We start from the raw sequence: 24,767 nt of genomic DNA on the forward strand, positions 1-24,767 counted from the left end.
CAATAACAACACAGGAGCTTCCCCCATGGCGGTCACTCGCACCTTTTCGATCATCAAGCCCGACGCCACGCGCCGGAACATCACCGGCGCCGTCACCAAGATGCTGGAAGACGCCGGCCTTCGCGTCGTCGCGTCGAAGCGCATCCACATGAGCCGCGAACAGGCCGAAGGCTTTTACGCGGTCCATAAGGAACGCCCCTTTTTCGGCGAACTCGTCGATTTCATGATCAGCGGCCCCGTCGTCGTCCAGGTCCTTGAAGGCGAGAACGCGATGCAGGCGAACCGCGACATCATGGGCGCGACCAACCCCAAGGACGCCGCCCCCGGCACGATCCGCAAGGAGCTCGCCGAAAGCATCGAAGCGAACACGGTCCACGGTTCGGACAGCGACGAGAATGCCGCGATCGAGATCGCCTATTTCTTCAAGCCCGAAGAAATCGTCGGCTAAACACCCTTTGCCGCAAGGCACGAAGAGGCCGCCGGAGCGATCCGGCGGCCTTTTTATATGGTGGAACAAGCCAGCGAGCGTCGCGTTGTCCCGGCAGGACGGGAGCGCGCATATGGCCAGGCAACCTGACGGATATCATACGCTGAACCCGATTTTGCGGGTCGGCGATGCGGCTGCGGCGCTCGGTTTCTACAAGGCGGCCTTTGGTGCGAGCGAAGATTTCCGGCGCGAGATGGACGGACGGCTGCTGATCGCGGTGATCCTGATCGGGGACTCGCGCGTGATGATTTCCGACAGGTCGAACGAGCCTGCGAAGGATTTCGGTCCCGATACGCCCGCCAGCAGCCTCGAACTCAAAATCTATGTCGACGATGTCGACGCCGCCTATCGCCGCGCGCTCGACGCGGGCGCCGCCGCGGAAGAAGCGGTCGGCGAAAAATATTGGGGCGAGCGCATGGGATCGCTCACCGACCCGTTTGGCTTCACCTGGCGTCTCGCGCAGTTCATCGAAGAGGTGCCGCACGATGAAATCGAGAAGCGGATGCACGCGGATGCGCGCGAATAATTCCTAAAATTCGTCGGCGACGCCCATCAGCCCCGCCAGCTTCTTCGGCGCGACCGACAGCCAGCTCTTGCGCAGCCATTCGCCGATCGCGTCCCAATCGGTGTCGCCAAGGTCGAGGCGGATGCCGACCCAGCCGTCGCCGAAATAGGCGGGGCGGTAATAGCGGTCTTCGTCGAGTTCGATCAGCGCCGCCTGTTCGTCGCCGCCGCTGATCTTGACGAGTATCGCAATCTTGCCGTCGCCATGATGGTCCTCGGTGAAATAGGCGAATTTCTTGCCCTTCACGATCCCGAAGCAAGGCATGCCGTGCGACGTCACCTCGTCGGCCTCGGGCAGCGCCATCGCCAGCTCGCGGACGCGGCCGCGCAGATAGTCGGGCGACCGCTCGCGCGTCACGAAGGCGGCGAGCGTGGCGGGGTAAAGCTGATGTTCGGCGAACTGCACGCGCCGCGCCAGCGTTTCGACCGTATCGCCGGGCAGGATCGCGACCGGCGTCTGCGCGAGCACCGGACCCTCGTCGACCCCGGGCGTCACGATATGGACGCTGCATCCGCCGAATTTGTCGCCCGCGTCGATGGCCTGCTGGTGCGTGTTCAGCCCCTTGTAGAGTGGCAACAGGCTGGGGTGGATGTTGATCATCTTGCCCGTCCAGCGGCCGACGAAATCATCCGAAAGGATGCGCATATAGCCGGCGAGCGCGACGAATTCAGCGCCCGCCGCGCGCAATTGCTCGTCGACCAGCGCGTCGAACGCATCGCGGTTCATGCCCTTGTGCGACAATCCCCACGTCGCGATGCCCTCGGCCTCGGCAATCTTCAGCCCCGGCGCGTCGGGATCGTTGCTGCCGACGAACACCAGCTCATAAGGGCAGTCGGCGGCTTTCGCGGCATAGAGCAGCGCCGCCATATTGGTGCCGGCGCCCGAAATCAGGACGGCGACACGCGCTTTAGCCATTATGCGTGGCGCTCCATGCCCCCATCGCGCTCCACGTTTCGGCGCTGCCCGTCACGGTGCAGCCCTTTTCGCCGTCGGCGATATGGCCGATGCGGAACACCGTCTCGCCCGCGGCTTCGAGCGCCGCCATCACCTCGGCAACATCGCCCTCGGCAACGACGACAGCCATGCCGATCCCGCAGTTAAAGGTGCGCGCCATTTCCTCGGGCTCGATATTGCCCTGCGCTTGCAGGAACGCCATCAGCCGCGGCTGTTCCCATGCGTCGGCATCGACATGCGCATGAAGGGTTTTCGGCAGGATGCGCGGGATATTCTCGAGCAATCCGCCGCCCGTGATATGCGCGAGCGCGTGGATCTTGCCGGTCTTCACCAGCGGCAGCAGGCTCTTCACATAGATGCGCGTCGGCGCCATCAGCGCGTCGATCAGCAGGATGGTCTGGTCGAACAGCGCAGGGCGATCGAGCTTCCACCCCTTGTCGGCGGCGAGGCGGCGCACGAGTGAGAAGCCGTTCGAATGCACGCCCGACGAAGCGAGGCCGAGAATCACGTCGCCGGCCGCGACCTTGTCGGCGGTCAGCACCTGATCGCGCTCGACCGCGCCGACGCAGAAGCCCGCAAGGTCGTAATCGCCGTCCGAATACATGCCCGGCATCTCGGCGGTTTCCCCGCCGATCAGCGCGCATCCGGCCTGCTTGCAGCCCTCGGCGATGCTCGCGACGACTTCGGTCGCGACATCGTTATCGAGCTTGCCGGTCGCATAATAATCGAGGAAAAGCAGCGGCTCGGCGCCCTGAACGATCAGATCATTCGCGCACATCGCGACCAGGTCGATTCCGACCCCGTCATGCTTGCCCGATTCGATGGCGAGCTTGAGCTTGGTGCCCACGCCGTCGTTCGCCGCGACGAGCAAAGGATCGTTGAACCCCGCCGCCTTCAGGTCGAAAAAGCCGCCAAAGCCGCCAAGATCGGCGTCGGCGCCGGGTCGGCGCGTCGCACGGGCGAGCGGAGCAATGGCACGGACCAGCGCATTGCCGGTCTCGATCGATACGCCGGCCTGCGCATAAGTGTAGGAGCCGGGTTGGTTGTGCTTGGAATCCATGGCCCGCGCGACTAACGCTTCCGGCCGACAAATGCCATGATTTCCTTGTCGGGGCCCGCGCTTTTGGGCAAAGCATAGAGAAGATATGATTTCGGCTGCTTTCCCCCGCTTCGCTCCCACCTTCGCCTTCGACGCCCTGCGTGGCCGCGATTGGCGCTGGGTCGCTCTTTTCGGCCTTTTCTTCGCGATTCTGCTCGCCGGCATCGTCGATGGCCAGATCACCCGCGGCAATCGCGGCATCACCCCGATCAACAGCAGCGGTGATTTCCTTACGAGCGGCATCATGGTCGATGTCACCGGCGACAATGCCGACGATGCGCGGACCAAGGGCTGGCGCGAGGCGCAGCGCCTGGCCTGGACCCAGCTCTATCGCAAATTGAATGGCAGCGACGGCCCCAAACTCGGCGATTCGGTGCTCGACGGAATCGTGACCGCGATCGTCGTCGAGGAAGAACAGATCGGCCCGCGCCGCTATGTCGCGCGGCTCGGCGTCCAGTTCGACCGCGTGCGCGCGGGGCAGATTCTCGGCGTCAGCGGCCGCACGCTCCGTTCGCCGCCGTTGCTCGTCATCCCCGTCTATTCGATCGACGGCATCCCGCAGGTGTTCGAACAGCGCAGCGCCTGGCAGCGCGCGTGGGCCGAATATAATACGGGGCAGAGCGCGATCGATTATGTCCGCACCGCGGGCACCGGCGCCGATACGCTGCTGATCAACGCGGGGCAGACCGGCCGCCGCGGCCGCGTCTGGTGGCGCGTGATCCTCGATCAATATGGCGCCGCCGACGTACTGACGCCGATCGCGCGCGTCGAATATTCCTATCCCGGCGGCCCGATCAAAGGCTATTTCACCGCGCGCTTCGGCCCCGACAGCAAGCTGATCTCCAGCTTCACCATGACCGGCCCCAGCCCCGCGGCGCTGCCCGACATGATGGAAAAGGCGGTCGCGCGGATGGACCGCATCTATATCGACGCACTGGCTGCGGGCGTGCTGCGCACCGACACCTATCTCGTGCTCGAAAAGCCGGTCGAAAAGGAAGACCTGCCCGAAGAGGCCGCGACCGACGAAGAGGTGCTGCCCAGCGAAACCGACGCCAGCGTGCCGACGACGGCTGCGCCCGGCGTGCAGAGCTTCACCGTCCAGTACAGCTCGCCCGACGTCGATTCGGTCACCGCGACCGAACGCGCTGTGGCGGGCGCCGCGGGCGTCCAGTCGGCCTCGACCACCAGCCTCGCGCTCGGCGGCACCTCGGTGATGCGCGTCAGCTTCCGGGGTGACCTCGCTGCTCTCAGTGCGGCGCTCGCCGCACGCGGGTTCAAGGTGCAGGAAGGCGGCGGCCAGCTCAGGATCAGCCGCTGATGGCGCGCGCGCCGGGACAGATCGCCCTGCCGCTCGACTGGAGCGCGGGCGGGTCGAACGACGGTCCGCTGATCGTCGGCACCAGCAACGCCGATGCCGTGCGCTATCTGCGCCATGTCGCCACCTGGCCCGTCCGTACCGCGGTGCTCACCGGACCGCGCGGTTCGGGGCGCAGCCTGATGGGCCGCCTCTTCGCGCGCGACACCGGCGGGAAGGTCATCGACGGCCATGACAGCGTTTCGGAAGAAGAGATTTTTCACGCGTGGAACGCCGCGCAGGCCAGCGGCTCACCGCTGCTGATCATCGCCGATGCGCCGCCCACGGATTGGAATGTCGCGCTTCCCGATCTTCGTTCGCGCCTTGCGGCCGTACCCGTGCTGACGATCGGCGATCCCGACGACTGCCTCGCGCGCGACCTGATCGAAGCGCTGTTCGCACAGCGCGGCATGGCGCTTGCGCCCGGCGTCGCCTCCTATATCGTGCCGCGCATGGAACGCAGCTATGCGATGATCCACCGCATCGTCGGCGCGCTCGACGCCGCGTCGCTCGAAAAGGGCGGCGGCATTAGTATTCGTCTTACGCGTGAAACATTACTGTCACAGGGGCTCATCGATCCCGATTTGCTCGAACGACAGGATGACGCGACATGTCGATAACCGGCGGCCCCTTACGCGCAGACAATGATGCCGATACCGCGGCGACGCCGCCCAGCTTTGGCCCCGAACGCTTCTTCAACCGCGAACTCTCCTGGCTCGCCTTCAACCGCCGGGTGATGGAAGAAGCGCGCAACCCCGCGCATCCCTTGCTCGAACGTCTTCGCTTCCTGTCGATTTCGGGCAGCAACCTCGACGAATTCTTCATGGTCCGCGTCGCGGGGCTGAAGGGGCAGCAGTTGCAAGGGATCGACGACCCCTCGGCCGACGGCCGCTCGCCGGGGCAGCAACTCGCCGAGATCGAGGCCGAGGTGAACCGCCTCGTCGACCAGCAGCAGAGCGAATGGCAATTGCTCCATCGCCAGCTCGGCGAACAGGGCATCGTCGTCCACGGCACCGGGTCGGACAAGGAAGCGCTGCGCACCGCTCTGCGGCAATATTTTATCGACCAGATTTTCCCGATCCTGACGCCGCAGGTTCTCGATCCGGCACATCCCTTCCCCTTCATCCCGAACCGCGGCCTCGGCGTCATCTTCGACCTGCAGCGCAAGGCGACGGGGGAGACGATCCGCGAACTGGTGATGATCCCCGCTTCGCTCGCGCGTTTCGTGCCGGTGCCGGGGCAGCCGGGCGCGTTCGTACCGATCGAATATCTGATCGAGATTTTCGGCGATCTGCTGTTCCCCGGCTTCACGATCCGCTCGCTGGGCGTGTTCCGCATCATCCGCGACAGCGATATCGAGCTGGAGGAAGAGGCAGAGGATCTCGTGCGCCTGTTCCGCACCGCGATCCGCCGCCGCCGCCGCGGCCGCGTGATCCTACTCGAACTCGAAGCCGACATGCCCGGCGAAATCGCCGAGGTGCTGAACGCAGATATTCAGGGGCACGAGGCGATCGTCGCCAAGATCGGCGGCTTTATCGGGCTTGCGGCGCTTTCGGCGCTGGTCGATGTCGACCGGCCCGACCTCAAATTTCCCGCTTACTCGGCGCGTTTCCCCGAACGTATCCGCGAACATGGCGGCGACTGTTTCGCGGCGATCCGCTCGAAGGACATCGTCGTCCACCACCCCTATGAGAGCTTCGACGTCGTCCTATCCTTCCTGCGGCAGGCGGCGGCCGATCCCGACGTCGTCGCGATCAAGCAGACGCTCTACCGCGCGGGCAACCAGTCGCCGGTCATCCGCGCGCTGATCGAGGCGGCCGAGGCGGGCAAGTCGGTGACCGCGGTCGTCGAACTCAAGGCGCGTTTCGACGAGGAGCAGAATCTCCTCTGGGCGAACCAGCTCGAACGCGCGGGGGTGCAGGTCGTCTACGGCTTTATCGAGTGGAAGACGCACGCCAAGATTTCGATGGTCGTGCGCCGCGAGGGGCAGGGGTATCGCACTTACTGCCACTTCGGCACCGGCAATTATCACCCGGTGACCGCACGCATCTATACCGATTTGAGCTTCTTTACCGCCGATCCGCGCGCGGGGCGCGATGCGGCGCAGCTGTTCAATTACATCACCGGCTATGTCGAACCCGAACGGCTCGACCTGATCACCATGTCGCCGCTCAACATGCGCGCGCATCTGTCCGAACTGATCGACGCCGAAATCGCGGCGGCAAAGGCGGGCCAGCCGTCGGGCGTGTGGGCCAAGATGAACAGCCTCGTCGACCCCGACATCATCGACAAGCTTTACGAGGCGAGCGCCGCGGGGGTGCCGATCGAGCTGATCGTGCGCGGTATCTGCTGCCTGCGCCCCGACGTTCCGGGGCTGTCCGAAACGATCCGTGTGAAGTCGGTCGTCGGGCGCTTCCTCGAGCACAGCCGCGTCTGGGCTTTTGCGAACGGCGCGCCGCTGCCGCATCGGGCCGCAAAGCTCTACATCAGCAGCGCCGACTGGATGCCGCGCAACTTCGACCGCCGCGTCGAATATATGATCCCGATCGAAAATCCGACCGTCCACGACCAGATTTTGGACCAGGTGCTCGTCGCGAACCTCATCGACAATGAACAAAGCTGGATTCTTCAGCCCGACGGCACCTCGATACGCGTTGCTCCGGGCGACAAGCCATTTAACTTGCACCATTATTTTATGAACAACCCGTCATTGTCGGGCCGTGGCACCGCGCTTCACAAGCGTCAGGACGTGCCGACGCTCGCCTTCGACGTACGCGAAGATTGACCAAATTGTCCCCACAGCGCTCCTCCAAACAGGCGGTCAGTCGATCCGCCGTGATCGACATCGGCTCCAACTCGGTCCGCATCGTCGTCTATGAAGGACCGGCGCGCGCACCCGCCGTGATCTTCAACGAAAAAGTCGCTGCCGGCCTCGGTCGCGGGCTCGCCATCGATGGCCGCATCGCGCCCGCGGACGCGACACGCGGCCTGGTCGCGCTGCGGCGCTACGCGCTGCTCGCCGAGCATATGGACGTCCAGGACGTGCAATGCGTCGCCACCGCCGCGGTGCGCGATGCGGTCAACGGCCCCGACTTTATCGCCGCCGCGGCCGAGGCGGGGCTTCAGATCCGGCTGCTGTCGGGCGAGGAGGAGGCCGAGGCCGCGGGGCATGGCGTGTTGTCGGCGATCCCCGACGCGCACGGCGTCGCAGTCGATCTTGGCGGCGGCAGCCTCGAACTCGCCGAAGTGTTCCGCGGCAAGGTCGGCCGCCGCGCATCCTTCCCCCTCGGCGTGCTCCGGCTTCCGGCGCTGCGCAAGGATGGCGAGCAGGCATTCGAACGCGCGATCCGCAAGATGCTCCGCGGCGCCGGCTGGCCGGGCGAGGGGCTCACCGGGCTGCCGCTCTATCTGGTCGGCGGGTCGTGGCGCGCGCTCTCGCGCCTTGATCTCGAACTCACCAAGGACCCGCTCGCGGTCCTCGATCAGCACACATTGCCGCGCAGCGCGCTTCGCCGCCTGATCCGCGCGACCAAAAGGTTGAGCTTTGAAGAGCTCCGCGCCATCCCCGGCATGGCGTCGAACCGCGCCGCGGCCTTGCCCGATGCGGCGGCGCTGCTCGCGGCGCTCGTCAACATTCTCGATGTGCCCGAAATGACCGTGTCGTCGTCGGGGCTTCGCGAAGGCCTGCTCTATCAGGCGCTCGATGCCGAAACGCGCGCGCAGGACCCGCTGATCGTCGCTGCCGAATTCGAGGGCCGACGCCTCGCGCGGTTCGCACCGCACGGCCGCGCGATCGCCGAATGGATCGCGCCGCTGTTTGTTGACGAGGTTCCCGCCGACAGCCGCGTTCGCCTGGCGGCCAGCCTGCTCAGCGATGTCGCCTGGTCGGCGAATCCCGATTTTCGCGCCGAGCGCGGAACCGAGATCGGCCTGCACGGCAACTGGCGCAGCATCGATATTCCGGGCCGCATCCTCCTTGCCCGCGCGCTGTACGCAGGCTTTGGCGGCACCGACGCCGAGTTTCCCGCGATGGGCAGTCTCGTGACGCCCGAGCGCCTGGCGCGGGCGCGCCAATGGGGGCTCGCGATCCGTTTGGCGCAGCGTCTGACCGGCGGCATCCAGGCGCCGCTGGGCGGCAGTTCGATCGCGCTCAGCGGCGACAAACTACGGCTCACCCTCACGCGCGAATGGCATCATCTGATGGGTGAGGCGGTCGAGCGGCGCCTGCGCGCGCTCGCGAACGCGCTCGACGCCGAACCCGTGGTGGATTTGCTCGAAGGTGGCTAAGCGACTTAGGCCGCCGGCGCGGTGCAGGTCGTCCCGGCCGCCGATGCGGTTTCTTCACCGGGCTTGATCGGCGCCAACATGCCGTCGGTCATGCCCTTGGTCCACCATTGCCAGCCGCCACCGACATAGCGGGCGCCGCTCGCCGACATTGCGCTCTTCATCTCGACCGTCTTGCCGGCGACGACGATCTGCGCCGTGTCGGTAGTCGGATAGCGCGCTTCGACGGTCGTCCCATCGGCGCAGCTGTAGCGAACGGGCTCGGCGGCAGCCGCTGCGGGTGCTTCGGCCTTGGGCGCGGTCGATTGCGCGATGTCCGCAGCGGGGGTTTCGGTTTTTGTCGGCGCGGTGTTGCAGCCTGCAACACCGATTGCGAGGGCGATGGCGACGGGAATGCGCATGACCTGCTCCTTCATAACATCACTGCCGCCCGATTATGGGGCAACGGCCAATGCCGTGCAATAGCAAGGCTGTAGCTTCTCAGGCGGCGCCGTCGATCTCGCTCATCACAAGCTTGCCGTTCTTGACCGCAAAGCCCATCCGGCCTTCGACCAGATCGAGCGCCGCGTGGCCGAACACGTCGTAACGCCAGCCGTCCATCATCTGGATTCCCTCGCGTGCGCCCGCCGCGAGCGCTTCCAAATCGTCGCTGCGCGCAATCAGCCGCGCCGCGACGTTCAGTTCGCGCGCGCGAATTTTCAGCAGCAGCTTGAGCAGGTCGGCGACCAAAGTGCCTTCTTTACCCAGCCCCGGGCCGCGCGGCGCGCGCTCGGGCATGTCGTCCTTCGACATCGGCTTGGCATTGGCGATCGCGTCCATCAGCCGGCCGCCGATATCGTTCGTGCGCCATGTCGCTGACAGGCCGCGCACGCGGCCCAGCCCATCCTGATCCTTCGGCGGATGTGCCGCGAGGTCGGCGAGCGTTTCGTCCTTGACGATGCGGCCGCGCGGCAAATTCTTTTGCCGCGCCTCGCGTTCGCGCCACGCCGCGAGCGACTGCAGGCGGCCGAGCACGTCGAGCTTGCGCGTCGGGACCTTGATTCGCTGCCACGCCTTGTCGGGATCGACGCTGTAGTTCGCGGGATCGGCGAGCTTTTCCATTTCCTCGTCGAGCCAATGACCGCGGCCGGTCTTGATCAGCTTGTCGAGCATCATCGGGAAAATCTTGGCGAGGTGGGTGACGTCGCCGACGGCATAGTCGATCTGGCGCTTGTCGAGCGGGCGGCGGCTCCAGTCGGTAAAACGCGCGCCCTTGTCGAGCTGCAGCCCGATCCATGCTTCGACGAGGTTCGAATATCCGACCTGTTCGGCCTGACCCAGCGCCATCTGACCGATCTGTGTGTCGAAGATCGGGTGCGGCGTCTTGCCGGTCAGGTTGAAGATGATTTCGACATCCTGCCCGCCCGCATGAAAGACTTTCAGCATATCCTCATTGTCGACGAGCAGGTCGAGCAGGGGCTTCAAATCGATCCCCGGCGCCATCGGATCGATCGCCGCGGCATGGTCGCGGTCGGCCACCTGGATCAGGCAAAGCTCTGGCCAGAAAGTGTTTTCGCGCATGAATTCGGTATCGACAGCGATGAAATCGCTGTTCCGAATGAGGTCGCAGAATTCGACGAGCGCGGCGTTGGTTTCGATCAACGGATGGACTTGCATAGCGCGCCTATACAGCTAGTTGATGGGAACGGGCAGGAAAAATTGCCCGTGCTCTTCGGGTCGCGGAGCCGGAACACCGGCTGGGGAAAAAGACGAAGGGATTTGGGGCATGATGTGGCTCGGTTGGGCGCTCGCCGCGCTCGGTTTTGTGCTGCTTTTCGGGCAATATGCCGCGGGGCAGGCGGATATATTCGTATCGATCGCCAACCCGCGGCCGCTCGATGAGGAATCGATGGTGGTCACGCTGAAGGGCTGGGGCTTCGCCGCCCAGGCCGCGCAGCCGTTCGTGACGCCCGAATCCGATCACGGCCTGTGCGATGTGCGGCTGTTCGCGACGCGGCGCCAGATGCTGGTGGCGATCGCGACCTTCGGCTTCCTCCGCCCGGTGACCGTCGCGTGGCGGGCGAATGCCGGCATCCTGCCGCTGGGAGACGCCTGATGCCGATCGTGAAGCTCGGCGAGGAAGGGCGCTGGACCAATTATCACGGCACCGGCACCTGCGAGGCGGCGACGCGCTTTGCCTTGCGCAGCGGCGACGCGGAGCGCGGCCGCGACGAGATCGCAATCGCTGCGAAGTCGGTGCAGGACTGGCTCACCGCAGCGCAGACCGCAAGCCGCCGCGTTCGGCCGCTCGGCGCGGGCTGGTCGCCGTCGAACGTCAATATCAGCTCGCAAAGCTGGTTGCTCCACACGCGCCGCTTCAACCGCTGCTTTCGCATCGGCGCCGATGACGTCCGCCCCGGCATCGACGCGGGCGCGTTGATGCTTGTCGAAGCGGGCGCGCTCGTCGACGAGGTATCGGACAAGTTCGAGGAGCAGGGCCGCTCGCTATGGACCAGCGGTGCGGGCAATGGACAGACCTTCGCGGGAGCCTCTGCCACGGGCACCCACGGATCGATGATCGCGCGCGGCGGCATCCAGGACCATATCCGCGCGCTGCAGATCGTTACCCCCGCGGGCATCCGCTGGATCGAGCCCGACGCGGGCGTGATGAGCGACGCCTTCATCGCCGCCACCGGTTCGACGGCGCTGCGTGACGACAATATATTTGCCGCGGCGCAGCTTCCCGTCGGCTCGCTCGGTATCGTGACGGCGCTCGTCGTCGACAGCGTGCCGAAATTCCTCGTCCGTCCGATCCAGAATTTGCGCAAGGTCGATCGGGCGGCGCTGGACTGGCTCGCCGCGGGCGATTTCCGCCGCTTCTCGGCCGCCTATGCGCTCGATCGCGATCCCGATTTCGTCCAGATGATCGTCAATCCGTACAAGCCGTTCAAGCGGCCGGCGATGCTGCGCTTCCTCTATCGCGAGCCGTGGCGCGACGATTATCCACGCGCGACCCCCGGCCAGCTCGGCGCGGGTTATGACGCGCTCAGCCTGCTCGGCCGGTTGCTCAACGATTATCCATGGGCGCGGGGCCCCTTGCTCCAGTTCGCGATGAAGCAGGGCTATGCCAGCGGCCCCGATATCGACGCTCCGCCGGTCTATGGCAGCTGGGGGGAGGGGCTCGACACGCATCGTCCCCTGGCAGACCTGTTCAATGCCTCGGTCACCATCGACCGCGCCGACCTTGCGCGCGCGTTCGAACGCATTTGTGCGGTCTATGCGCGCCACGGCGGCTCGACCGTCGTCACCATACGTTTCATGGAGCGCGCGCAAGGGCTGCTCGCGCCCGCGCGCTTTACGCACAATGCGGTGATCGATTTCGACGGCCCGCGTAGCCAGCGCACCGCCGACGCCTATGCCCGCGTTGTCGAATGCCTCGATGCCGAGGGGATCACCTTCACCCGCCACTGGGCCAAAAGCTGTCGCCTCGACGCCGCACGCGTTGCCGCCGATTATGGCGAGGATTTCCGCCGCTGGCGCGCCGCGCGCGACCGGCTGCTTCCCGATCCGGCGCACCGCGCGCTGTTCGGCAGCGAGGTGCTCGATAACCTCGGCCTGACCCGTTGATTTGCGCCCTCCGCCCTTGACAAATCGCTCGCCGCGCTGCCTTAGGCGCGGCCATATCGGCGCGTTTTCCTGCGCGCCTCTCCGGACATTTGAAAGACGAACATAATGCACGCCTATCGCACCCACACATGCGCAGATCTTCGCGCCGCCAACGTCGGCGAGGAAGTCCGTCTTTCGGGCTGGGTGCATCGCACGCGCGAGCATGCGAATGTGCTCTTCGTCGATCTTCGCGACCATTACGGGATTACCCAGATCGTGGTGGAAACCGGTTCGGACCTCTATCCCACCGTCAACGCCCTCGGTCCCGAATCCGTTCTGACCTTCACGGGCAAGGTCGCCGCGCGGTCGCCCGAGACGCTCAACCCGAAGCTGGCGACCGGCGAGATCGAAATCTATCCGAGCGCGGTGACCGTGCAGTCAGCGGCCGATCGCCTGCCGCTGCCCGTGTTCGGCGAAACCGACTATCCCGAAGAAATCCGCCTCACCAACCGTTTCCTCGATCTCCGCCGCGAGCGTCTGCACAAGAATATCGTGCTGCGTTCGAACGTGATTTCGTCGCTGCGCCGCCGGATGATCGATCAGGGCTTCACCGAATTTCAGACGCCGATCCTGACCGCGAGCAGCCCCGAGGGCGCGCGCGACTATCTGGTTCCCAGCCGCGTCCACCCCGGCAAATTCTATGCGCTGCCGCAGGCGCCGCAGATGTTCAAGCAGCTGCTGATGGTCGCGGGCTTCGACCGCTATTTCCAGATCGCACCCTGCTTCCGCGACGAGGATGCGCGCGCCGACCGTTCGCCCGGCGAATTCTACCAGCTCGATTTCGAGATGAGCTTCGTCACGCAGGACGACGTCTTCAACGCCATCGAACCCGTCCTGCACGGCGTGTTCGAGGAGTTCGCCGATTTCGACGGCAAGGGCCGCACCGTGTCGCCGTTGCCGTTCAAGCGCATTCCGTACCGCGAATCGATGCTGAAATATGGCAGCGACAAGCCGGATCTGCGCAACCCGCTGCTCGTCCATGACGTGGGCGATTTCTTCAAGGGATCGGGCTTCGGCCGCTTTGCGTCGATGGTCGAGGAAGGTCAGGTCGTCCGCGCCGTCGCCGCGCCCGAAACGCACGAGAAGAGCCGCAAATTCTTCGACGAGATGAACAGCTGGGCGCAGTCGGAAGGTTTCCCGGGCCTTGGCTATGCGACGCAGAAGGACGGCGTGTTCGGCGGTCCGATCGCCAATAACCATGGCCAGGAAGGCATGAAGGCGATCGCCGACGCGATGGGCCTGGGCCCGAACGACGGCATCTTCTTCGCCGCGGGCGCCGAAGCCAAGGCGGCGAAGCTTGCCGGTCTCGCGCGCACGCGCGTTGCCGATCAGCTCGACCTGATCGACAAGAGCCGCTTCGAATTCTGCTGGATCGTCGACTTCCCGATGTTCGAGGCGGACGAGGACACCGGCAAGATCGATTTCAGCCACAATCCCTTCTCGATGCCGCAGGGCGAAATGGACGCGCTGACCGGCAAGGACCCGCTCGATATTCTCGCTTACCAGTACGACATCGTCTGCAACGGCGTCGAACTGTCGTCGGGCGCGATCCGGAACCATCGCCCCGACATCATGTACAAGGCGTTCGAGATCGCGGGCTATTCGCAGGCCGATGTCGATGCGAACTTCAGCGGCATGATCAACGCCTTCAAGTTCGGTGCGCCGCCGCACGGCGGATCGGCACCGGGCGTCGACCGCATTGTGATGCTGCTCGCCGACGAACCGAACATTCGCGAAGTGATCGTCTTCCCAATGACCCAGAAGGCCGAAGACCTGATGATGGGCGCCCCGGCGCCGGTCAGCGAAAAGCAGCTGAAAGAACTGAGCATCCGGCTCGTCGACGGTCCGAAGAACTAAAGCGTGCGCGAATCCCGGGAGCACCGGCTGGAAACGCCGGAAGGCGATATCTGCTGGTTCGAATGGGGCGAGCGCGGTGAGGGCGCTTCGCTGTTCCTGCTCCATGCGACGGGCTTTCACGCGCGGCTTTGGGATCAGGTCGTGGCGGCGCTGCCGCCCGGCACGCACGTCATCGCGCCCGACCATCGCGGGCATGGGCGCAGTTACCGTCCCGCGACGCTCGCCAACTGGGCGGCGACATCCGACGCGCTGTTGCCGCTGCTCGACGGGCTCGGCGGGCATCCGCTCGTCGGCTGTGGGCATAGCATGGGCGGCTATGCGCTGACGCGGCTCGCGTCGCAGCGGCCGGCCGCCTTCCGCCATCTCGTGCTGATCGATCCGGTGATCATGGACCCGGCCTTTTATCCGGTCGAAGCGAGTCCGATCCCCGATCCCGCGGACCATCCCGTCGCGCGCCGCCGCAACAGCTGGATGAGTGCCGAAGAGATGCGCGCGCGCTTCGCCGACCGGCCGCCCTATGCGAACTGGGACCCGCGCGTGCTCGCCGACTATTGCACCCATGGCCTGCTCCCGGCGACGGACGGCGAAGCGCTGGAGCTGGCCTGCCCCCCGGCGCTCGAAGCCTCGGTCTATCAGAATGCGCTGCGCACCAGCCCGCACGAGTGGCTCCACTATCTCGCGGTTCCCTCGACGGTGATCCGCGCCCCGACCGGTGAACGCGGCGGCGAACTCGATTTCTCGCTGAGCCCGACCTGGACGGGGCTTGGCGCGGCGATCGGCGCAACGCGCGACGAACTATGGGCCGAGCACAGCCACTTCATTCCGATGGAAGATCCCGCGCGCGTCGCGGCGCTGCTCGCCGGCCTGACCAAGTAACGAAACCCACGCACCCTGTGCCAGAAAATGACACCGGCCATCGCCGGCTTGGTGGAAGGCGCCCGCTTGCGCTAGGGGAGGGGGCATGACGATCTCGCTCTCCGACTATGAAACCGGCGCCAAATATGAGGGCGACTATTCCGACGATCTCGCGGCGCTCGAGGATCGCCTCGAACGATTGCAGGCGGCGCACATCATCCATGGCCAGCGCAGCATCATCATGTTCGAGGGCTGGGACGCGGCGGGGAAGGGCGGGATCATCCAGCGGCTGACCGCGTCGCTCGACCCGCGCTTTTTCGAGGTGTGGCCGATTGCCGCGCCGAATGAGGAGGAAAAGGCGCGCCATTTCCTGTGGCGTTTCTGGAAACGCCTGCCGGGCAATCGCGAAATCTCGATCTTCGACCGCAGCTGGTACGGCCGCGTCCTCGTCGAGCGCGTCGAGGGGTATGCGAGCGAGGCCGAATGGCGCAAGGGCTATGACGAGATCAACGAGTTCGAGGCGCAGCTGACCGGCAGCCGCACGAATCTGGTGAAACTCTTCATCCACATCACGCAGGACGAGCAGGACAAGCGCTTCGCCGACCGCCTCGACGATCCGTGGAAGCGGTGGAAGACGGGGACGGAGGATTATCGCAACCGGTCGAAGCGCAAGGCCTATCTTGCCGCGATCGAGGATATGTTCGCGCAGACGAACACGCGCTGGGCGCCGTGGAAGGTGGTCGACGGCAACAATAAAAAGGCCGCGCGCATCGCGGCGCTGACCCATATCGCCGAGGCGCTCGAGGCGATGGTGCCGATGACCCCGCCCGATCTCGACCCTGCGGTCGTCAAACTCGCGGGCAAGGCGTTCCGTTACAAGCCCAAAGACTAGGTTTTTCGGCCTCCTCGGCTAGCAATCGCGCGCCCCAGCCGCTACATGGGGGTGATGAGCCGCGCCAAGAGATCCGATGATTGGGGTTTTCCCCGCTGGCGCCCCTATGGCTCGTCGCGCGAGACGCAGAAGGTACGCCTCTGCGATCGCCACGGCTGCACTAACCCCGGCAACTGCCCTGCGCCCAAATCGCCGAACAGCCCCGAACGCTGGTATTTCTGCGAGACGCACGCCGCCGAATATAATCGCGGCTGGGACTATTTCGAGGGTTTGAGCGCCGAGGATGCCGCCGAGCGGGCTGCTAATGAGACGCGCGACGCGGGGGCATATGCCAAGGCCCAGCATTATGCCTGGGGCGGGTCGGGCGACGGCAGTCGCAGCGCCGACGAAATGCGCGCGCTCGAAATCCTCGACCTCGAACCCGACGCCGATTTCGAGGCGACCAAGAAAGCGTGGAGGGGCCTTGCCAAGGAATGTCACCCCGACGTAAAGCCCGGCGATGCCGAAGCGGCAAAGCGCTTTGCGGCGGGGCAGGCGGCGTTCGAGGTTCTGAAGCAGGCGGAAGAGCGCAAGAGCTGGAAGCCCGCGTAGTGGGACGTCACTCGCGCATCTGAATGCGCAGCACAAATGGCGCCCCGACTTTCTCCCCAGATGCGGCGACTGCCGGAACAAGGCGCGCATTCTTTGCGGCCAAGGCGCAGACTTTGGTATCCAGCTCCGCCGACCCGCTTGACACCAGCGCCTTGCACGCTGTGGCCTTCCCCGAACCGTCTATATCCAGGCGGACCGTCATCCATTTCCTGTCTTTGGGCACGTCGCGCGCCCACCCATTTTCGAACACGCGCCAAGACCGGATGTCGACCGGTTCAGCCGGCTTTTTGAGGTCGCGGATTCCTGCTGGATCAATGCCCCATGTCGTCAGGAGATCGTCGTAACAGGATTCCAGCGCAGCGAACGGCTGTTCGAGATTTCCAACGGCGAGTTGCAGGGGCTCGGCGCCATCGACCTCCAATGCAAGCATTCGGGTCGAGGCAATTTCATCAGGTTTCAATCCAGTCTCGCCAAAGATCTGAAGCGCGGTTTCGCCTGTGGGAAGGCGATACCATAGTATCGGCAATTTATAGGACGTCCCGCCCGGTCCAAGTCGCAGCAAGACATTGTAATTCCAGTCCCTGATTTTGAGCGACTTGCTGGCGACCGTATATTCGACAGCTTTCAAATTTGCCCCGCGACTAATGCGAAGGGTTAGTGCTTCGGCGCCCGTGCCAAACGTCCGTGCGAGCCGGCATTCGGATTCGGCATAATCGATGTTCCATGGCGACGATGGGGTCAGTATCTCGCGACCCGGATCGGCATTTGCGGCGGGCACGAGCGCGGCTGCGATCGGCGGCACGAGCGCGAGACGTTTCAGCATGGAATGATCATGGTTTGGACCTGCCCCTAGTTATAAATGCACCCATCCAGCCCGTCACGCTTGACCACGCCGATGCGCGCGCGGATCGTATTGCCGTAACGGCGCGTGAAGCCCGACGGGCTCACCGCCTCACGTTTCTTGGGCAACGGCAAAATCGCGGCGATCCGCCCCGCCTCGGCAGGGGTCAGCTTGCCCGCGCCATGGTTGAAATAGCGCTGCGCGCCCGCCTCGACGCCATAGGTGCCGATGCCGGTCTCGGCGACGTTGAGGTAAACCTCCATGATCCGGCGCTTGCCCCAGATCTTTTCGATCAGGAAGGTGAACCAGACCTCGGGCACCTTGCGGACGTAGCGCGTCCAGCCGGTTCCTTGCCACAGGAAGACATTCTTCGCGGTCTGCTGGCTGACGGTCGATCCGCCGCGCATGCGCTTGCCCTTGGCGTTGCGTTCGATCGCCTGCTCGATCGCGTCGCGGTCGAAGCCGTTATGGCTGCAGAATTTGCCGTCCTCCGCCGCGATCACCGCGCGCACCATGTTGCGGTCGATACTCGAGAGACTTTCCCAGTCCTTGGTGATCCCGTTGCTGTCCGCCAGCATCGTGAACGTCACGGGGGGCGGCACCACGGCATAGAGCAGCACCCACAGCACGGAGGCGGCGATGAACCAGAACAGCCATTTGAACGGCCGCAGATACCAGGGGAGCTTGCGCTTCTTCGCGCGGGAGGGAGTTACCATGCGGGCAAATTAGCCGCTTGCAGTTTCGAGGCAAGCGGGGCTTGATCTTGCGGAACAAAAAACACTGCTGTCCGGCGAAGAAAGGACCCGCATGTCGCTTCGATCCCTTTTGCTGCTCGCCGCCGCGGCGACCGCTGCGCCGGCCTTCGCGAACGAGGGTCGCCGCGACCTTTGCCCCGACCGGCCGGGGCTCGGTACACCCGCCTGTACGGTCGAGCCGGGGTCTATGCTGTTCGAGATCGGGCTGGCCGACTGGACGCTCGATCGCACCGCCGACAGCCGGAGCGATAGCTGGACCTTTGGCGACGCCCTGCTGCGCGCCGGGCTGACCTCGTCGCTGGAGGTGCAGCTTGGATGGACGATGCTCGGCCATGTGCGCGAGCGCGACCGGGCGACGGGGGACGTGACCCGCCGGACGCGAACCGGCGACGTGACGATCGCATTGCGGCAAAATCTGAGTAATCCCGACGGGTCGGGCTTTTCAGTCGCGCTGATGCCCTATGCGACGTTGCCGCTGGGCGGGGAGGGCGTCGGCGCGGGCGATTGGGGGGCGGGGATGATCGTGCCGGTCAGCTTCGAACTCGGCGCCGTGTCGCTGGGCTTCACGCCGCATGTCGACGCCGCCGTCGATAGCGACGGCAATGGCCGGCATACGGCCTATGGCTCGGTCGCGGGGGTGGGGTTTGGTCTGTCCGACGACGTCTCGATGGCGGCGGAAGTGTCGCTGACCCGCGACCGCGACCCCGGCGGCCACACAACCGAGGCACTGGCCGGGCTTTCGGCCGGCTGGCAGCCCAATACCGACAGCCAGTGGGATTTGGGCGCGAACGTCGGCCTCAATCGCGACAGCCCGGATATCGAACTCTATTTCGGCTTCGCGCGCCGGTTTTGAGGCTCGATCATTCTCGCCTTAGGTTGAATGCTATTCCCCCTTCGGCCGGTCCGGGGGAATGGGCGCCGATCAGGCGCCCACCAGCCGCCGGTCGCCGGCGAGCTTCAGCATCGCTTTCTGCAGCTTTTCGAACGCACGAACTTCAATCTGGCGCACGCGTTCGCGGCTGACGTCGTAAACCTGGCTGAGGTCTTCGAGCGTCTTCGGGTCGTCGGTCAGGCGGCGTTCGGTCAGGATGTGGCGCTCGCGCTCGTTGAGCGATTCCAGCGCCTCGTTCAGCAGGGAATGGCGCACATCGCGTTCCTGCGCCTCCGCGACGCGCTCGTCCTGCAGCGGGCCTTCGTCGCCGAGCAGGTCCTGCCACTGGCTGTCGCCATCCTCGCCCATCGGCACGTTCAGCGAGGTGTCGCCGCCCATCGACATGCGGCGGTTCATGCTGGTGACTTCTTCCTCGGTAACGCCGAGGTCGGTCGCGATCTTGGTCAGATGTTCGGGCGACAGGTCGCCGTCCTCGAACGCCGCGAGGTTGTTCTTCATCCGGCGAAGGTTGAAAAACAGCTTCTTCTGCGCCGCGGTGGTGCCCATCTTGACGAGACTCCACGAGCGCAGGATGAACTCCTGAATCGAGGCGCGGATCCACCACATCGCATAGGTCGCGAGGCGGAAGCCGCGTTCGGGGTCGAACTTCTTCACGCCCTGCATCAGGCCGATATTGCCTTCGCTGATCAGCTCGCTGACGGGCAGACCATAGCCGCGGTAACCCATCGCGATCTTTGCGACGAGGCGGAGGTGCGAGGTGACGAGCTGCGCCGCAGCTTCATTGTCGCCATGCTCCTGGAAGCGGCGCGCGAGCATATATTCCTGCTCGGGGGTCAGCAGGGGGAATTTGCGGATTTCCGCCAGATAGCGATTCAGGCTGGCTTCGCCGCCAAGCGCTGGAACCGTGGCCGGAACGTTGCTTTTAGCCATTGGAGAGCGTCTTCCCTTTAGAATCTTGAGTCAGAATATGCCGCGGTTGCTTCCGGCGGTCGAGATAGATTTTCATTCGAAACCTAAACGCGCAATTCATCGATCAGTTCCCGCATGTCGCTTGGGAGTTCGCTGTCGAGCGCGATGTTGTTACCGGTCACCGGATGAATAAAGCCCAAATGGGCCGCGTGCAATGCCTGCCGCACGAAATTCCGCGCTTTCAGCACTTCCGACAACGGCTTTCTGACGCGTCCATAGACCGGGTCGCCGACGAGCGGATGGCCGATATGCGCCATATGGACGCGCACCTGATGCGTCCGTCCGGTTTCCAGCCGGCACTCGACCAGAGTCGCATTCTTCAGCGGCTCGATCGTCCGATAATGGGTGATTGCATGCTTGCCGCGCCCTTCGGCGACCACCGCCATCTTCTTGCGGTTCGTCGTCGAGCGGCCGAGCGCCGCGTCGATCGTGCCGTTCGCCGGCATCGGCCGCCCGGTCGCGATCGCGAGATAGCGGCGGTCGATGCTGTGCGCGGCGAACTGTTTCGCGAGGCCTTCGTGTGCCTTGTCGTGCTTCGCGGCGACGATCAGTCCGCTGGTATCCTTATCTATACGGTGGACGATCCCCGGCCGCGCGACGCCGCCGATCCCCGACAACTGCCCCGCACAATGGTGGAGCAAGGCGTTGACCATCGTGCCGTCGAGATTGCCCGCGGCGGGATGGACAACCATGCCCGCAGGCTTGTCGACCACGATCAGATGCTCGTCCTCGTAAGCGATGACCAAGCCCATATCCTGCGCGACATTATGCGCGGGCGTGGCGGCGGGCAGGCGAACCTCGACCGTCGCGGGCGCGGTCGCCTTTGCCGAGGGGTCCCAAAGAATTTTGCCGTCGGCGCCAACGACGCGGCCGCCCTTGATCAGGCTCTTCAATCTCTCGCGCGACAGGCTGGGCAGCGCTTCGGCGAGCGCCCGGTCGAGCCGCAGCCCGGCCGCGCTATCGTCCAGCGCTACGGTCAAAATGTCGTCATCCCCCTGCATTGATAGGAATGTGGTTTTCGGGCGTTGAAATTCAAGGGCCACGGCTCGCCGTATCGCGCTTGCTCTGGACGGGGTCCGTGCCGTAGGAGCGGCCCATGCCGGAAATGTCCGGACACTGCGCTGGGGAGCCTTTTCATCCATGTCCGACGATCGCGTCGATTTCGCCTCGATGCTGGCCTCGCGCCTGTGTCACGACCTGCTGAGCCCTGTCGGCGCCTTCGCCAACGGTCTCGAACTGCTCGCCGATGAGAAAGACCCGGCGATGCGCGAGCGTTGCTTCGAACTGCTCGAACAAAGCGCGCGGACCTCGGCGAACAAGCTCAAATTCTTTCGCCTGGCGTTCGGCTCGGCGGGCGGGTTCGGCGAGCTTGTTCCCGCCGATGAGGCGAAGTCGGCGATTCAGGGTATCATCGGCGACCGCGCGATCGAACTCAACTGGATGATCGGGACCGATCCGCTGCCCAAGCCCGCGGTGAAGATCATCCTCAACCTGTCGCTCCTTCTCGTCGATGCGCTGGTACGCGGCGGACGGCTCGATATCGGCTGCGAAAAGCAGGGGGAGGGCATCGAGATCGCGCTGCATGTCGAGGCCGAGCGCATCTTCCTCGACGCCGACGTCGAACGCATCCTTGCCGAAGGCGAGGGCGCAAGCCCGATGACCTCGCGCACCGCGCCCGCGGTGCTGGTGCAGGCGGTGGCGCGGCAGAATGACGGCACGGTGATGCTGGCGCGCGAAACGCCGACGTCGCTGCTTGTCGGCGCCGTTCTCCGCGGCCGCTAACCCCCAACATCGTGTTGCGGCGCTGATTTTTCCCTTCGCCGTACGCACCAGTAAAACCCTCCTTAACCATTGTGCGCCATGGTGGAGCCTCGATTTCTGGGGCGAACCGACACCTTCATGGACGATCTGCTGAACGACTTTCTGGCCGAAACGGCGGAAATCCTTGCCGAAGCCGGCGGGGCCATTGTCGCGTGGGAGGCGGACCCCGCTGATCGGGCGCAGCTCGACGCGATTTTCCGGCTCGTCCACACCATCAAGGGCAGCTCGGGCTTTCTGGCCCTGCCGCGCGTTACCGCCTTGTCGCATGCCGCCGAGGATGCGCTCGATCAGGTGCGGCGCGGCAACCGCCTGGCGAACGCTACGCTCGTCACCGGCGTGCTTGGTATCCTCGACCGGCTGGGCGACCTTTGCACGGCGCTGAGCCAGAATGGTATCGAGCCGGCCGGCAACGATCGCGATGTCATCGGCGCGCTCGCGGGCGATGTTCTCGAAGAGGCGCCGTTCGAGGTCGCGGGCGTTCCGCTCCGCCGCGACGATGATTTCAGCGCCGAACTGCAAAGCTGGCGCTCGATCCGCGTGCCCTTGCCGTTGCTCGACAGCGTGATGACCGGGGTCACCGACATCGTGCTGGCGCGCAATGAATTTGCGCGGATGCTCCGCGAATCGGGCGCCGATCTGTCGGTCATCGCCTCGTTCGACCGTCTGTCCGACTCGATCGCCGGGATGCGCCAGTCGGTCAGCCAGATGCGGATGCAGCGGATCGATAAGCTCTTCGCCCCGCTGCCGCGCATCGTCCGCGATCTTGCCAAGGATATGGGCAAGAAAATCGCCTTCCAGACGAGCGGCGGCGAAGTCGAGCTCGACCGCGAGATGATGGAGAATATCCGCGATCCGCTGATCCATATCGTCCGCAACGCGATCGATCATGGCATCGAGCCGCTCGAGGACCGCGTCGCTGCGGGCAAGGACATCACCGCGACGATCTCGGTCTCGGCGCGCCAGTCGGGCAACCAGATCGAAATCGAAGTGCGCGACGACGGCCGCGGGCTGTCGCCCGATGCCCTGACCGCAAAGGCGATCGCCTCGCGCCTCCTGACCGCGACCGAGGCGCGCGCGCTGGCGCCGAAGGAAAAGCTCGACCTGATCTTCCGCCCCGGCTTTTCGACCGCGGCGAAGGTCACCGCGGTCTCCGGCCGCGGCGTCGGCATGGATATTGTGAAGGCGAATGTCGAAAAGATCGGCGGCATCGTCGAACTGCGCAACGAAGAGGGGCGCGGGCTCGCGATCCTGCTCCGCGTGCCTATGACGCTGACGATCATTTCGGGGCTGATGGTCCGTGCTGCAGGGCAGTATTTCGCGATCCCGCGCGGCGCGGTGCGAGAGATTCTGCTGGAAAACGGCGATACGGTGCGCATCGATCAACTCGGTGGCGGCGAACTGGCGACGGTACGCGGCGAGCAATTTCCGCTCCTTCGCCTTGAAAATATATTGGGCCGCGAGCGCGACCAGGGTGACGACAGCGACGACCGCGCGCTTGTCATCGTCCGTCCGGGGCAGGGGCAAAGCTATGCGCTCAGCGTTGCGGCGATCCACGACCATGAGGAACTCGTCATCAAACCCGCGGCGCCGATGATCATGGCGACGGGGCTCTATGCCGGCACGACGCTGCCCGACAACGGCCGCCCCGTCCTGTTGCTCGATGTCCAGGGTCTGCTGGCCACCGCGGCGATCGACGCCAGCGAAGCGGGTCGCAGCCATGACCGGATGGCCGAAGCAGAGGCCGAAGCCGCGGCGGCGCGCAACGCCGTGCAGTTGCTGCTGTTCCGCGACATGAACAGCCGCGTCCGCGGCGTACGCCTGTCGGTGATCGAGCGGGTCGAGGAAGTTCCTGCATCGGCGCTGTTCGAAAGCGCGAGCCGCGTGCAGGCGCAGATTGGCGACGATATTTTCCCCGTCCATGCCGCGGCGCTGCCCGGCGGCGAGGGGACGCTGAAGCTCCTTCGCCTCTACGACGGCCGCTCGGTGCTCTGTTACCCGATCGCCGAGGTGATCGACATCGTCCGCTTGCCCGACGCCGTCCAGCCGTCGGCGGCGCCCGGCCTGATCGCCGGCGTTGTGCTCGTCGGCGGCGAGCCGGTCGAACTGATCGATCCCTTCTGGCTGATGGAACAATATGCCGCGGGCGTCCCTGCATCCGCGCAGCGTCAACCGCTCTGCCGCCTTGCCGACGACCATGACGGCTGGGGCGGCAATTTCCTCGCGCCGATTCTTCGCAACGCTGGCTACCGCGTCGTCCTGGGCGACGATCCGTCGGATGAAACACCCGATGTCCTGTTGTGCCTCACCGAAGAGAACGAGCCTTTCGGACATGTCGACGGCGACGTACCGGTGATCCGCCTGCGCACCTCGATCGCCGCCGCGGGACCGGAAGACGAAACCGTCTATCGCTATGATCGTCAGGCGCTGCTCGACGCGCTGCGCCGCCAGGTCGGGGGAGAGCGCGCATGATGGACAAACTCTATCTGATCGCGCGCATCGCCGATACGCGCGTCGCCTTGCGCAGCCGCGCGATCAATTCGGTCGTCACCGTCGGCACGCCCGTCGAAGTGCCCGCCGCGCCGCCGCATGTCGCCGGGCTCTTTGCGCTGCGCAGCCGTGTCTTCACCCTCATCGACCCACATGTCGTCATCGGCCTGCCCGCGGTGCCCGTCGCGCCGGGACAGCGCGTGATCGTCGTCGACGTCGCCGAGCATGGCTATGCGCTGCTCGCCGACGAGATCGAGGATGTCTGTTTCATCGACGCGCCCGAAACGCGCATCGCCGGAAAGCTGCTTCCCGGCTGGGCGCGGGTCGCCGACGCGATGATCGAACATCAGGGTAGTTCGCTGCTCGTTGTTGATCCATCCAACTTTATCACGCTGCCGGCCTTAAAAGCGGCATGAATT

The 24,767-nt window shown here is 65.1% G+C and carries 24 protein-coding genes; 16 read left to right on the top strand and 8 right to left on the bottom strand.

The window, feature by feature from the left end; translation table 11 throughout:
* Window positions 1-25 precede the first annotated feature (25 nt).
* Window positions 26-448, top strand: coding sequence for a nucleoside-diphosphate kinase (ndk, locus tag V8J55_RS19610; RefSeq protein WP_037518700.1), 423 nt, complete (start codon window positions 26-28; stop codon window positions 446-448).
* Between the two features lie 112 nt (window positions 449-560).
* Window positions 561-1,013: a VOC family protein gene (locus V8J55_RS19615; RefSeq protein ID WP_336447276.1), complete on the top strand. Its 453-nt coding sequence runs from the start codon at window positions 561-563 to the stop codon at window positions 1,011-1,013.
* A gap of 3 nt (window positions 1,014-1,016) precedes the next feature.
* Here the strand turns inward: V8J55_RS19615 and purN are convergent, their stop codons facing one another.
* Both purN and purM read right to left on the bottom strand, forming a co-directional pair.
* Window positions 1,017-1,967, bottom strand: coding sequence for a phosphoribosylglycinamide formyltransferase (gene purN / locus V8J55_RS19620; protein ID WP_336447277.1), 951 nt, complete (start codon window positions 1,965-1,967; stop codon window positions 1,017-1,019).
* Window positions 1,960-3,066, bottom strand: a complete 1,107-nt coding sequence (gene purM / locus V8J55_RS19625; RefSeq protein ID WP_336447278.1) for a phosphoribosylformylglycinamidine cyclo-ligase — start codon at window positions 3,064-3,066, stop codon at window positions 1,960-1,962. Before purM ends, purN begins: the two co-directional genes overlap by 8 nt.
* A gap of 85 nt (window positions 3,067-3,151) precedes the next feature.
* On the opposite strand from purM, the gene V8J55_RS19630 reads away from it, so the two are divergent.
* Genes V8J55_RS19630 through V8J55_RS19645 form a run of 4 tightly spaced genes read left to right on the top strand, consistent with a single transcriptional unit; the run spans window position 3,152 to window position 8,746 of the window.
* A complete protein-coding gene (locus V8J55_RS19630; protein ID WP_336447279.1) occupies window positions 3,152-4,423 on the top strand; it encodes a heavy-metal-associated domain-containing protein in 1,272 nt (423 codons plus the stop codon).
* On the top strand, window positions 4,423-5,079 hold the full coding sequence (locus tag V8J55_RS19635) for an HdaA/DnaA family protein (protein ID WP_137889498.1): 657 nt from the start codon (window positions 4,423-4,425) through the stop codon (window positions 5,077-5,079). The genes V8J55_RS19630 and V8J55_RS19635 overlap by 1 nt, the downstream gene beginning before the upstream one ends.
* A complete protein-coding gene (locus tag V8J55_RS19640; protein ID WP_336447280.1) occupies window positions 5,070-7,244 on the top strand; it encodes an RNA degradosome polyphosphate kinase in 2,175 nt (724 codons plus the stop codon). Before V8J55_RS19635 ends, V8J55_RS19640 begins: the two co-directional genes overlap by 10 nt.
* 50 nt (window positions 7,245-7,294) lie before the next feature.
* Entirely contained in the window at window positions 7,295-8,746 is a 1,452-nt protein-coding gene (locus V8J55_RS19645) for a Ppx/GppA family phosphatase (RefSeq protein WP_336447281.1), read from the top strand.
* Window positions 8,747-8,751: 5 nt separating this feature from the next.
* Here the strand turns inward: V8J55_RS19645 and V8J55_RS19650 are convergent, their stop codons facing one another.
* Together V8J55_RS19650 and rnd are read right to left on the bottom strand one after the other, a co-directional pair.
* Window positions 8,752-9,144 (bottom strand): MliC family protein, encoded by a 393-nt coding sequence (locus V8J55_RS19650; RefSeq protein ID WP_336447282.1) that lies wholly within the window; start codon window positions 9,142-9,144, stop codon window positions 8,752-8,754.
* Window positions 9,145-9,223: 79 nt separating this feature from the next.
* Entirely contained in the window at window positions 9,224-10,399 is a 1,176-nt protein-coding gene (gene rnd / locus V8J55_RS19655) for a ribonuclease D (protein ID WP_037518714.1), read from the bottom strand.
* A gap of 109 nt (window positions 10,400-10,508) precedes the next feature.
* Here rnd and V8J55_RS19660 point away from each other — a divergent pair, with 109 nt between their 5' ends.
* The 6 genes from V8J55_RS19660 (at window position 10,509) to V8J55_RS19685 (ending at window position 16,583) form a co-directional block, all read left to right on the top strand.
* Window positions 10,509-10,838 carry a hypothetical protein gene (locus V8J55_RS19660; protein ID WP_171013400.1) on the top strand — a complete coding sequence of 110 codons (330 nt, stop codon included), beginning with the start codon at window positions 10,509-10,511 and terminating at the stop codon, window positions 10,836-10,838.
* Window positions 10,838-12,349 carry an FAD-binding protein gene (locus V8J55_RS19665; protein WP_336447283.1) on the top strand — a complete coding sequence of 504 codons (1,512 nt, stop codon included), beginning with the start codon at window positions 10,838-10,840 and terminating at the stop codon, window positions 12,347-12,349. The genes V8J55_RS19660 and V8J55_RS19665 overlap by 1 nt, the downstream gene beginning before the upstream one ends.
* Before the next feature lie 105 nt (window positions 12,350-12,454).
* Window positions 12,455-14,245 (top strand): aspartate--tRNA ligase, encoded by a 1,791-nt coding sequence (aspS, locus tag V8J55_RS19670; protein ID WP_336447284.1) that lies wholly within the window; start codon window positions 12,455-12,457, stop codon window positions 14,243-14,245.
* Window positions 14,246-14,248: 3 nt separating this feature from the next.
* Window positions 14,249-15,121 (top strand): alpha/beta fold hydrolase, encoded by an 873-nt coding sequence (locus tag V8J55_RS19675; protein ID WP_336447285.1) that lies wholly within the window; start codon window positions 14,249-14,251, stop codon window positions 15,119-15,121.
* A gap of 85 nt (window positions 15,122-15,206) precedes the next feature.
* Window positions 15,207-15,992, top strand: a complete 786-nt coding sequence (locus tag V8J55_RS19680) for a polyphosphate kinase 2 family protein (RefSeq protein WP_336447286.1) — start codon at window positions 15,207-15,209, stop codon at window positions 15,990-15,992.
* A gap of 54 nt (window positions 15,993-16,046) precedes the next feature.
* A complete protein-coding gene (locus tag V8J55_RS19685; protein ID WP_336447287.1) occupies window positions 16,047-16,583 on the top strand; it encodes a J domain-containing protein in 537 nt (178 codons plus the stop codon).
* Between the two features lie 7 nt (window positions 16,584-16,590).
* Here V8J55_RS19685 and V8J55_RS19690 read toward each other — a convergent pair whose 3' ends face one another.
* Together V8J55_RS19690 and mtgA are read right to left on the bottom strand one after the other, a co-directional pair.
* Window positions 16,591-17,406 carry an energy transducer TonB family protein gene (locus V8J55_RS19690; RefSeq protein WP_336447288.1) on the bottom strand — a complete coding sequence of 272 codons (816 nt, stop codon included), beginning with the start codon at window positions 17,404-17,406 and terminating at the stop codon, window positions 16,591-16,593.
* 26 nt (window positions 17,407-17,432) lie between these two features.
* Window positions 17,433-18,140, bottom strand: coding sequence for a monofunctional biosynthetic peptidoglycan transglycosylase (gene mtgA / locus V8J55_RS19695; protein WP_336447289.1), 708 nt, complete (start codon window positions 18,138-18,140; stop codon window positions 17,433-17,435).
* A 91-nt stretch (window positions 18,141-18,231) separates the two neighbouring features.
* Here mtgA and V8J55_RS19700 point away from each other — a divergent pair, with 91 nt between their 5' ends.
* Complete coding sequence (locus tag V8J55_RS19700) at window positions 18,232-19,032, top strand: transporter (RefSeq protein ID WP_336447290.1); 801 nt, start codon at window positions 18,232-18,234, stop codon at window positions 19,030-19,032.
* Between the two features lie 69 nt (window positions 19,033-19,101).
* Here the strand turns inward: V8J55_RS19700 and rpoH are convergent, their stop codons facing one another.
* Both rpoH and V8J55_RS19710 read right to left on the bottom strand, forming a co-directional pair.
* A complete protein-coding gene (gene rpoH / locus V8J55_RS19705; protein ID WP_037518737.1) occupies window positions 19,102-20,001 on the bottom strand; it encodes an RNA polymerase sigma factor RpoH in 900 nt (299 codons plus the stop codon).
* Between the two features lie 83 nt (window positions 20,002-20,084).
* On the bottom strand, window positions 20,085-21,041 hold the full coding sequence (locus tag V8J55_RS19710) for an RluA family pseudouridine synthase (RefSeq protein ID WP_336447291.1): 957 nt from the start codon (window positions 21,039-21,041) through the stop codon (window positions 20,085-20,087).
* Window positions 21,042-21,180: 139 nt separating this feature from the next.
* Between V8J55_RS19710 and V8J55_RS19715 the strand changes: the two genes are divergently transcribed.
* The 3 genes from V8J55_RS19715 to V8J55_RS19725 all read left to right on the top strand — a co-directional run bounded on the left by V8J55_RS19715 (window position 21,181) and on the right by V8J55_RS19725 (window position 24,764).
* Complete coding sequence (locus V8J55_RS19715; RefSeq protein ID WP_336447292.1) at window positions 21,181-21,822, top strand: histidine phosphotransferase family protein; 642 nt, start codon at window positions 21,181-21,183, stop codon at window positions 21,820-21,822.
* 117 nt (window positions 21,823-21,939) lie between these two features.
* A complete protein-coding gene (locus V8J55_RS19720) occupies window positions 21,940-24,330 on the top strand; it encodes a chemotaxis protein CheA (RefSeq protein ID WP_336447293.1) in 2,391 nt (796 codons plus the stop codon).
* Window positions 24,327-24,764: a chemotaxis protein CheW gene (locus V8J55_RS19725; RefSeq protein ID WP_052187970.1), complete on the top strand. Its 438-nt coding sequence runs from the start codon at window positions 24,327-24,329 to the stop codon at window positions 24,762-24,764. The genes V8J55_RS19720 and V8J55_RS19725 overlap by 4 nt, the downstream gene beginning before the upstream one ends.
* The last annotated feature ends 3 nt before the right edge of the window (window positions 24,765-24,767 follow it).

The sequence above is a fragment of the Sphingopyxis sp. CCNWLW2 genome (assembly GCF_037095755.1).
GTDB lineage: Bacteria > Pseudomonadota > Alphaproteobacteria > Sphingomonadales > Sphingomonadaceae > Sphingopyxis.

What these genes read in the sequence shown, in the direction of transcription:
- rpoH (WP_037518737.1), bottom strand. Translation starts at nt 20,001, where the DNA reads ATGGCTAAAAGCAACGTTCCGGCCACGGTTCCAGCGCTTGGCGGCGAA.
- V8J55_RS19720 (WP_336447293.1), top strand. Translation starts at nt 21,940, where the DNA reads ATGGACGATCTGCTGAACGACTTTCTGGCCGAAACGGCGGAAATCCTT.
- V8J55_RS19710 (WP_336447291.1), bottom strand. Translation starts at nt 21,041, where the DNA reads ATGCAGGGGGATGACGACATTTTGACCGTAGCGCTGGACGATAGCGCG.
- V8J55_RS19680 (WP_336447286.1), top strand. Translation starts at nt 15,207, where the DNA reads ATGACGATCTCGCTCTCCGACTATGAAACCGGCGCCAAATATGAGGGC.
- mtgA (WP_336447289.1), bottom strand. Translation starts at nt 18,140, where the DNA reads ATGGTAACTCCCTCCCGCGCGAAGAAGCGCAAGCTCCCCTGGTATCTG.
- V8J55_RS19665 (WP_336447283.1), top strand. Translation starts at nt 10,838, where the DNA reads ATGCCGATCGTGAAGCTCGGCGAGGAAGGGCGCTGGACCAATTATCAC.
- V8J55_RS19715 (WP_336447292.1), top strand. Translation starts at nt 21,181, where the DNA reads ATGTCCGACGATCGCGTCGATTTCGCCTCGATGCTGGCCTCGCGCCTG.
- aspS (WP_336447284.1), top strand. Translation starts at nt 12,455, where the DNA reads ATGCACGCCTATCGCACCCACACATGCGCAGATCTTCGCGCCGCCAAC.
- ndk (WP_037518700.1), top strand. Translation starts at nt 26, where the DNA reads ATGGCGGTCACTCGCACCTTTTCGATCATCAAGCCCGACGCCACGCGC.
- V8J55_RS19690 (WP_336447288.1), bottom strand. Translation starts at nt 17,406, where the DNA reads ATGCTGAAACGTCTCGCGCTCGTGCCGCCGATCGCAGCCGCGCTCGTG.
- V8J55_RS19660 (WP_171013400.1), top strand. Translation starts at nt 10,509, where the DNA reads ATGATGTGGCTCGGTTGGGCGCTCGCCGCGCTCGGTTTTGTGCTGCTT.
- purN (WP_336447277.1), bottom strand. Translation starts at nt 1,967, where the DNA reads ATGGCTAAAGCGCGTGTCGCCGTCCTGATTTCGGGCGCCGGCACCAAT.
- V8J55_RS19635 (WP_137889498.1), top strand. Translation starts at nt 4,423, where the DNA reads ATGGCGCGCGCGCCGGGACAGATCGCCCTGCCGCTCGACTGGAGCGCG.
- V8J55_RS19640 (WP_336447280.1), top strand. Translation starts at nt 5,070, where the DNA reads ATGTCGATAACCGGCGGCCCCTTACGCGCAGACAATGATGCCGATACC.
- purM (WP_336447278.1), bottom strand. Translation starts at nt 3,066, where the DNA reads ATGGATTCCAAGCACAACCAACCCGGCTCCTACACTTATGCGCAGGCC.
- V8J55_RS19685 (WP_336447287.1), top strand. Translation starts at nt 16,047, where the DNA reads ATGAGCCGCGCCAAGAGATCCGATGATTGGGGTTTTCCCCGCTGGCGC.
- V8J55_RS19650 (WP_336447282.1), bottom strand. Translation starts at nt 9,144, where the DNA reads ATGCGCATTCCCGTCGCCATCGCCCTCGCAATCGGTGTTGCAGGCTGC.
- rnd (WP_037518714.1), bottom strand. Translation starts at nt 10,399, where the DNA reads ATGCAAGTCCATCCGTTGATCGAAACCAACGCCGCGCTCGTCGAATTC.
- V8J55_RS19700 (WP_336447290.1), top strand. Translation starts at nt 18,232, where the DNA reads ATGTCGCTTCGATCCCTTTTGCTGCTCGCCGCCGCGGCGACCGCTGCG.
- V8J55_RS19630 (WP_336447279.1), top strand. Translation starts at nt 3,152, where the DNA reads ATGATTTCGGCTGCTTTCCCCCGCTTCGCTCCCACCTTCGCCTTCGAC.
- V8J55_RS19725 (WP_052187970.1), top strand. Translation starts at nt 24,327, where the DNA reads ATGATGGACAAACTCTATCTGATCGCGCGCATCGCCGATACGCGCGTC.
- V8J55_RS19615 (WP_336447276.1), top strand. Translation starts at nt 561, where the DNA reads ATGGCCAGGCAACCTGACGGATATCATACGCTGAACCCGATTTTGCGG.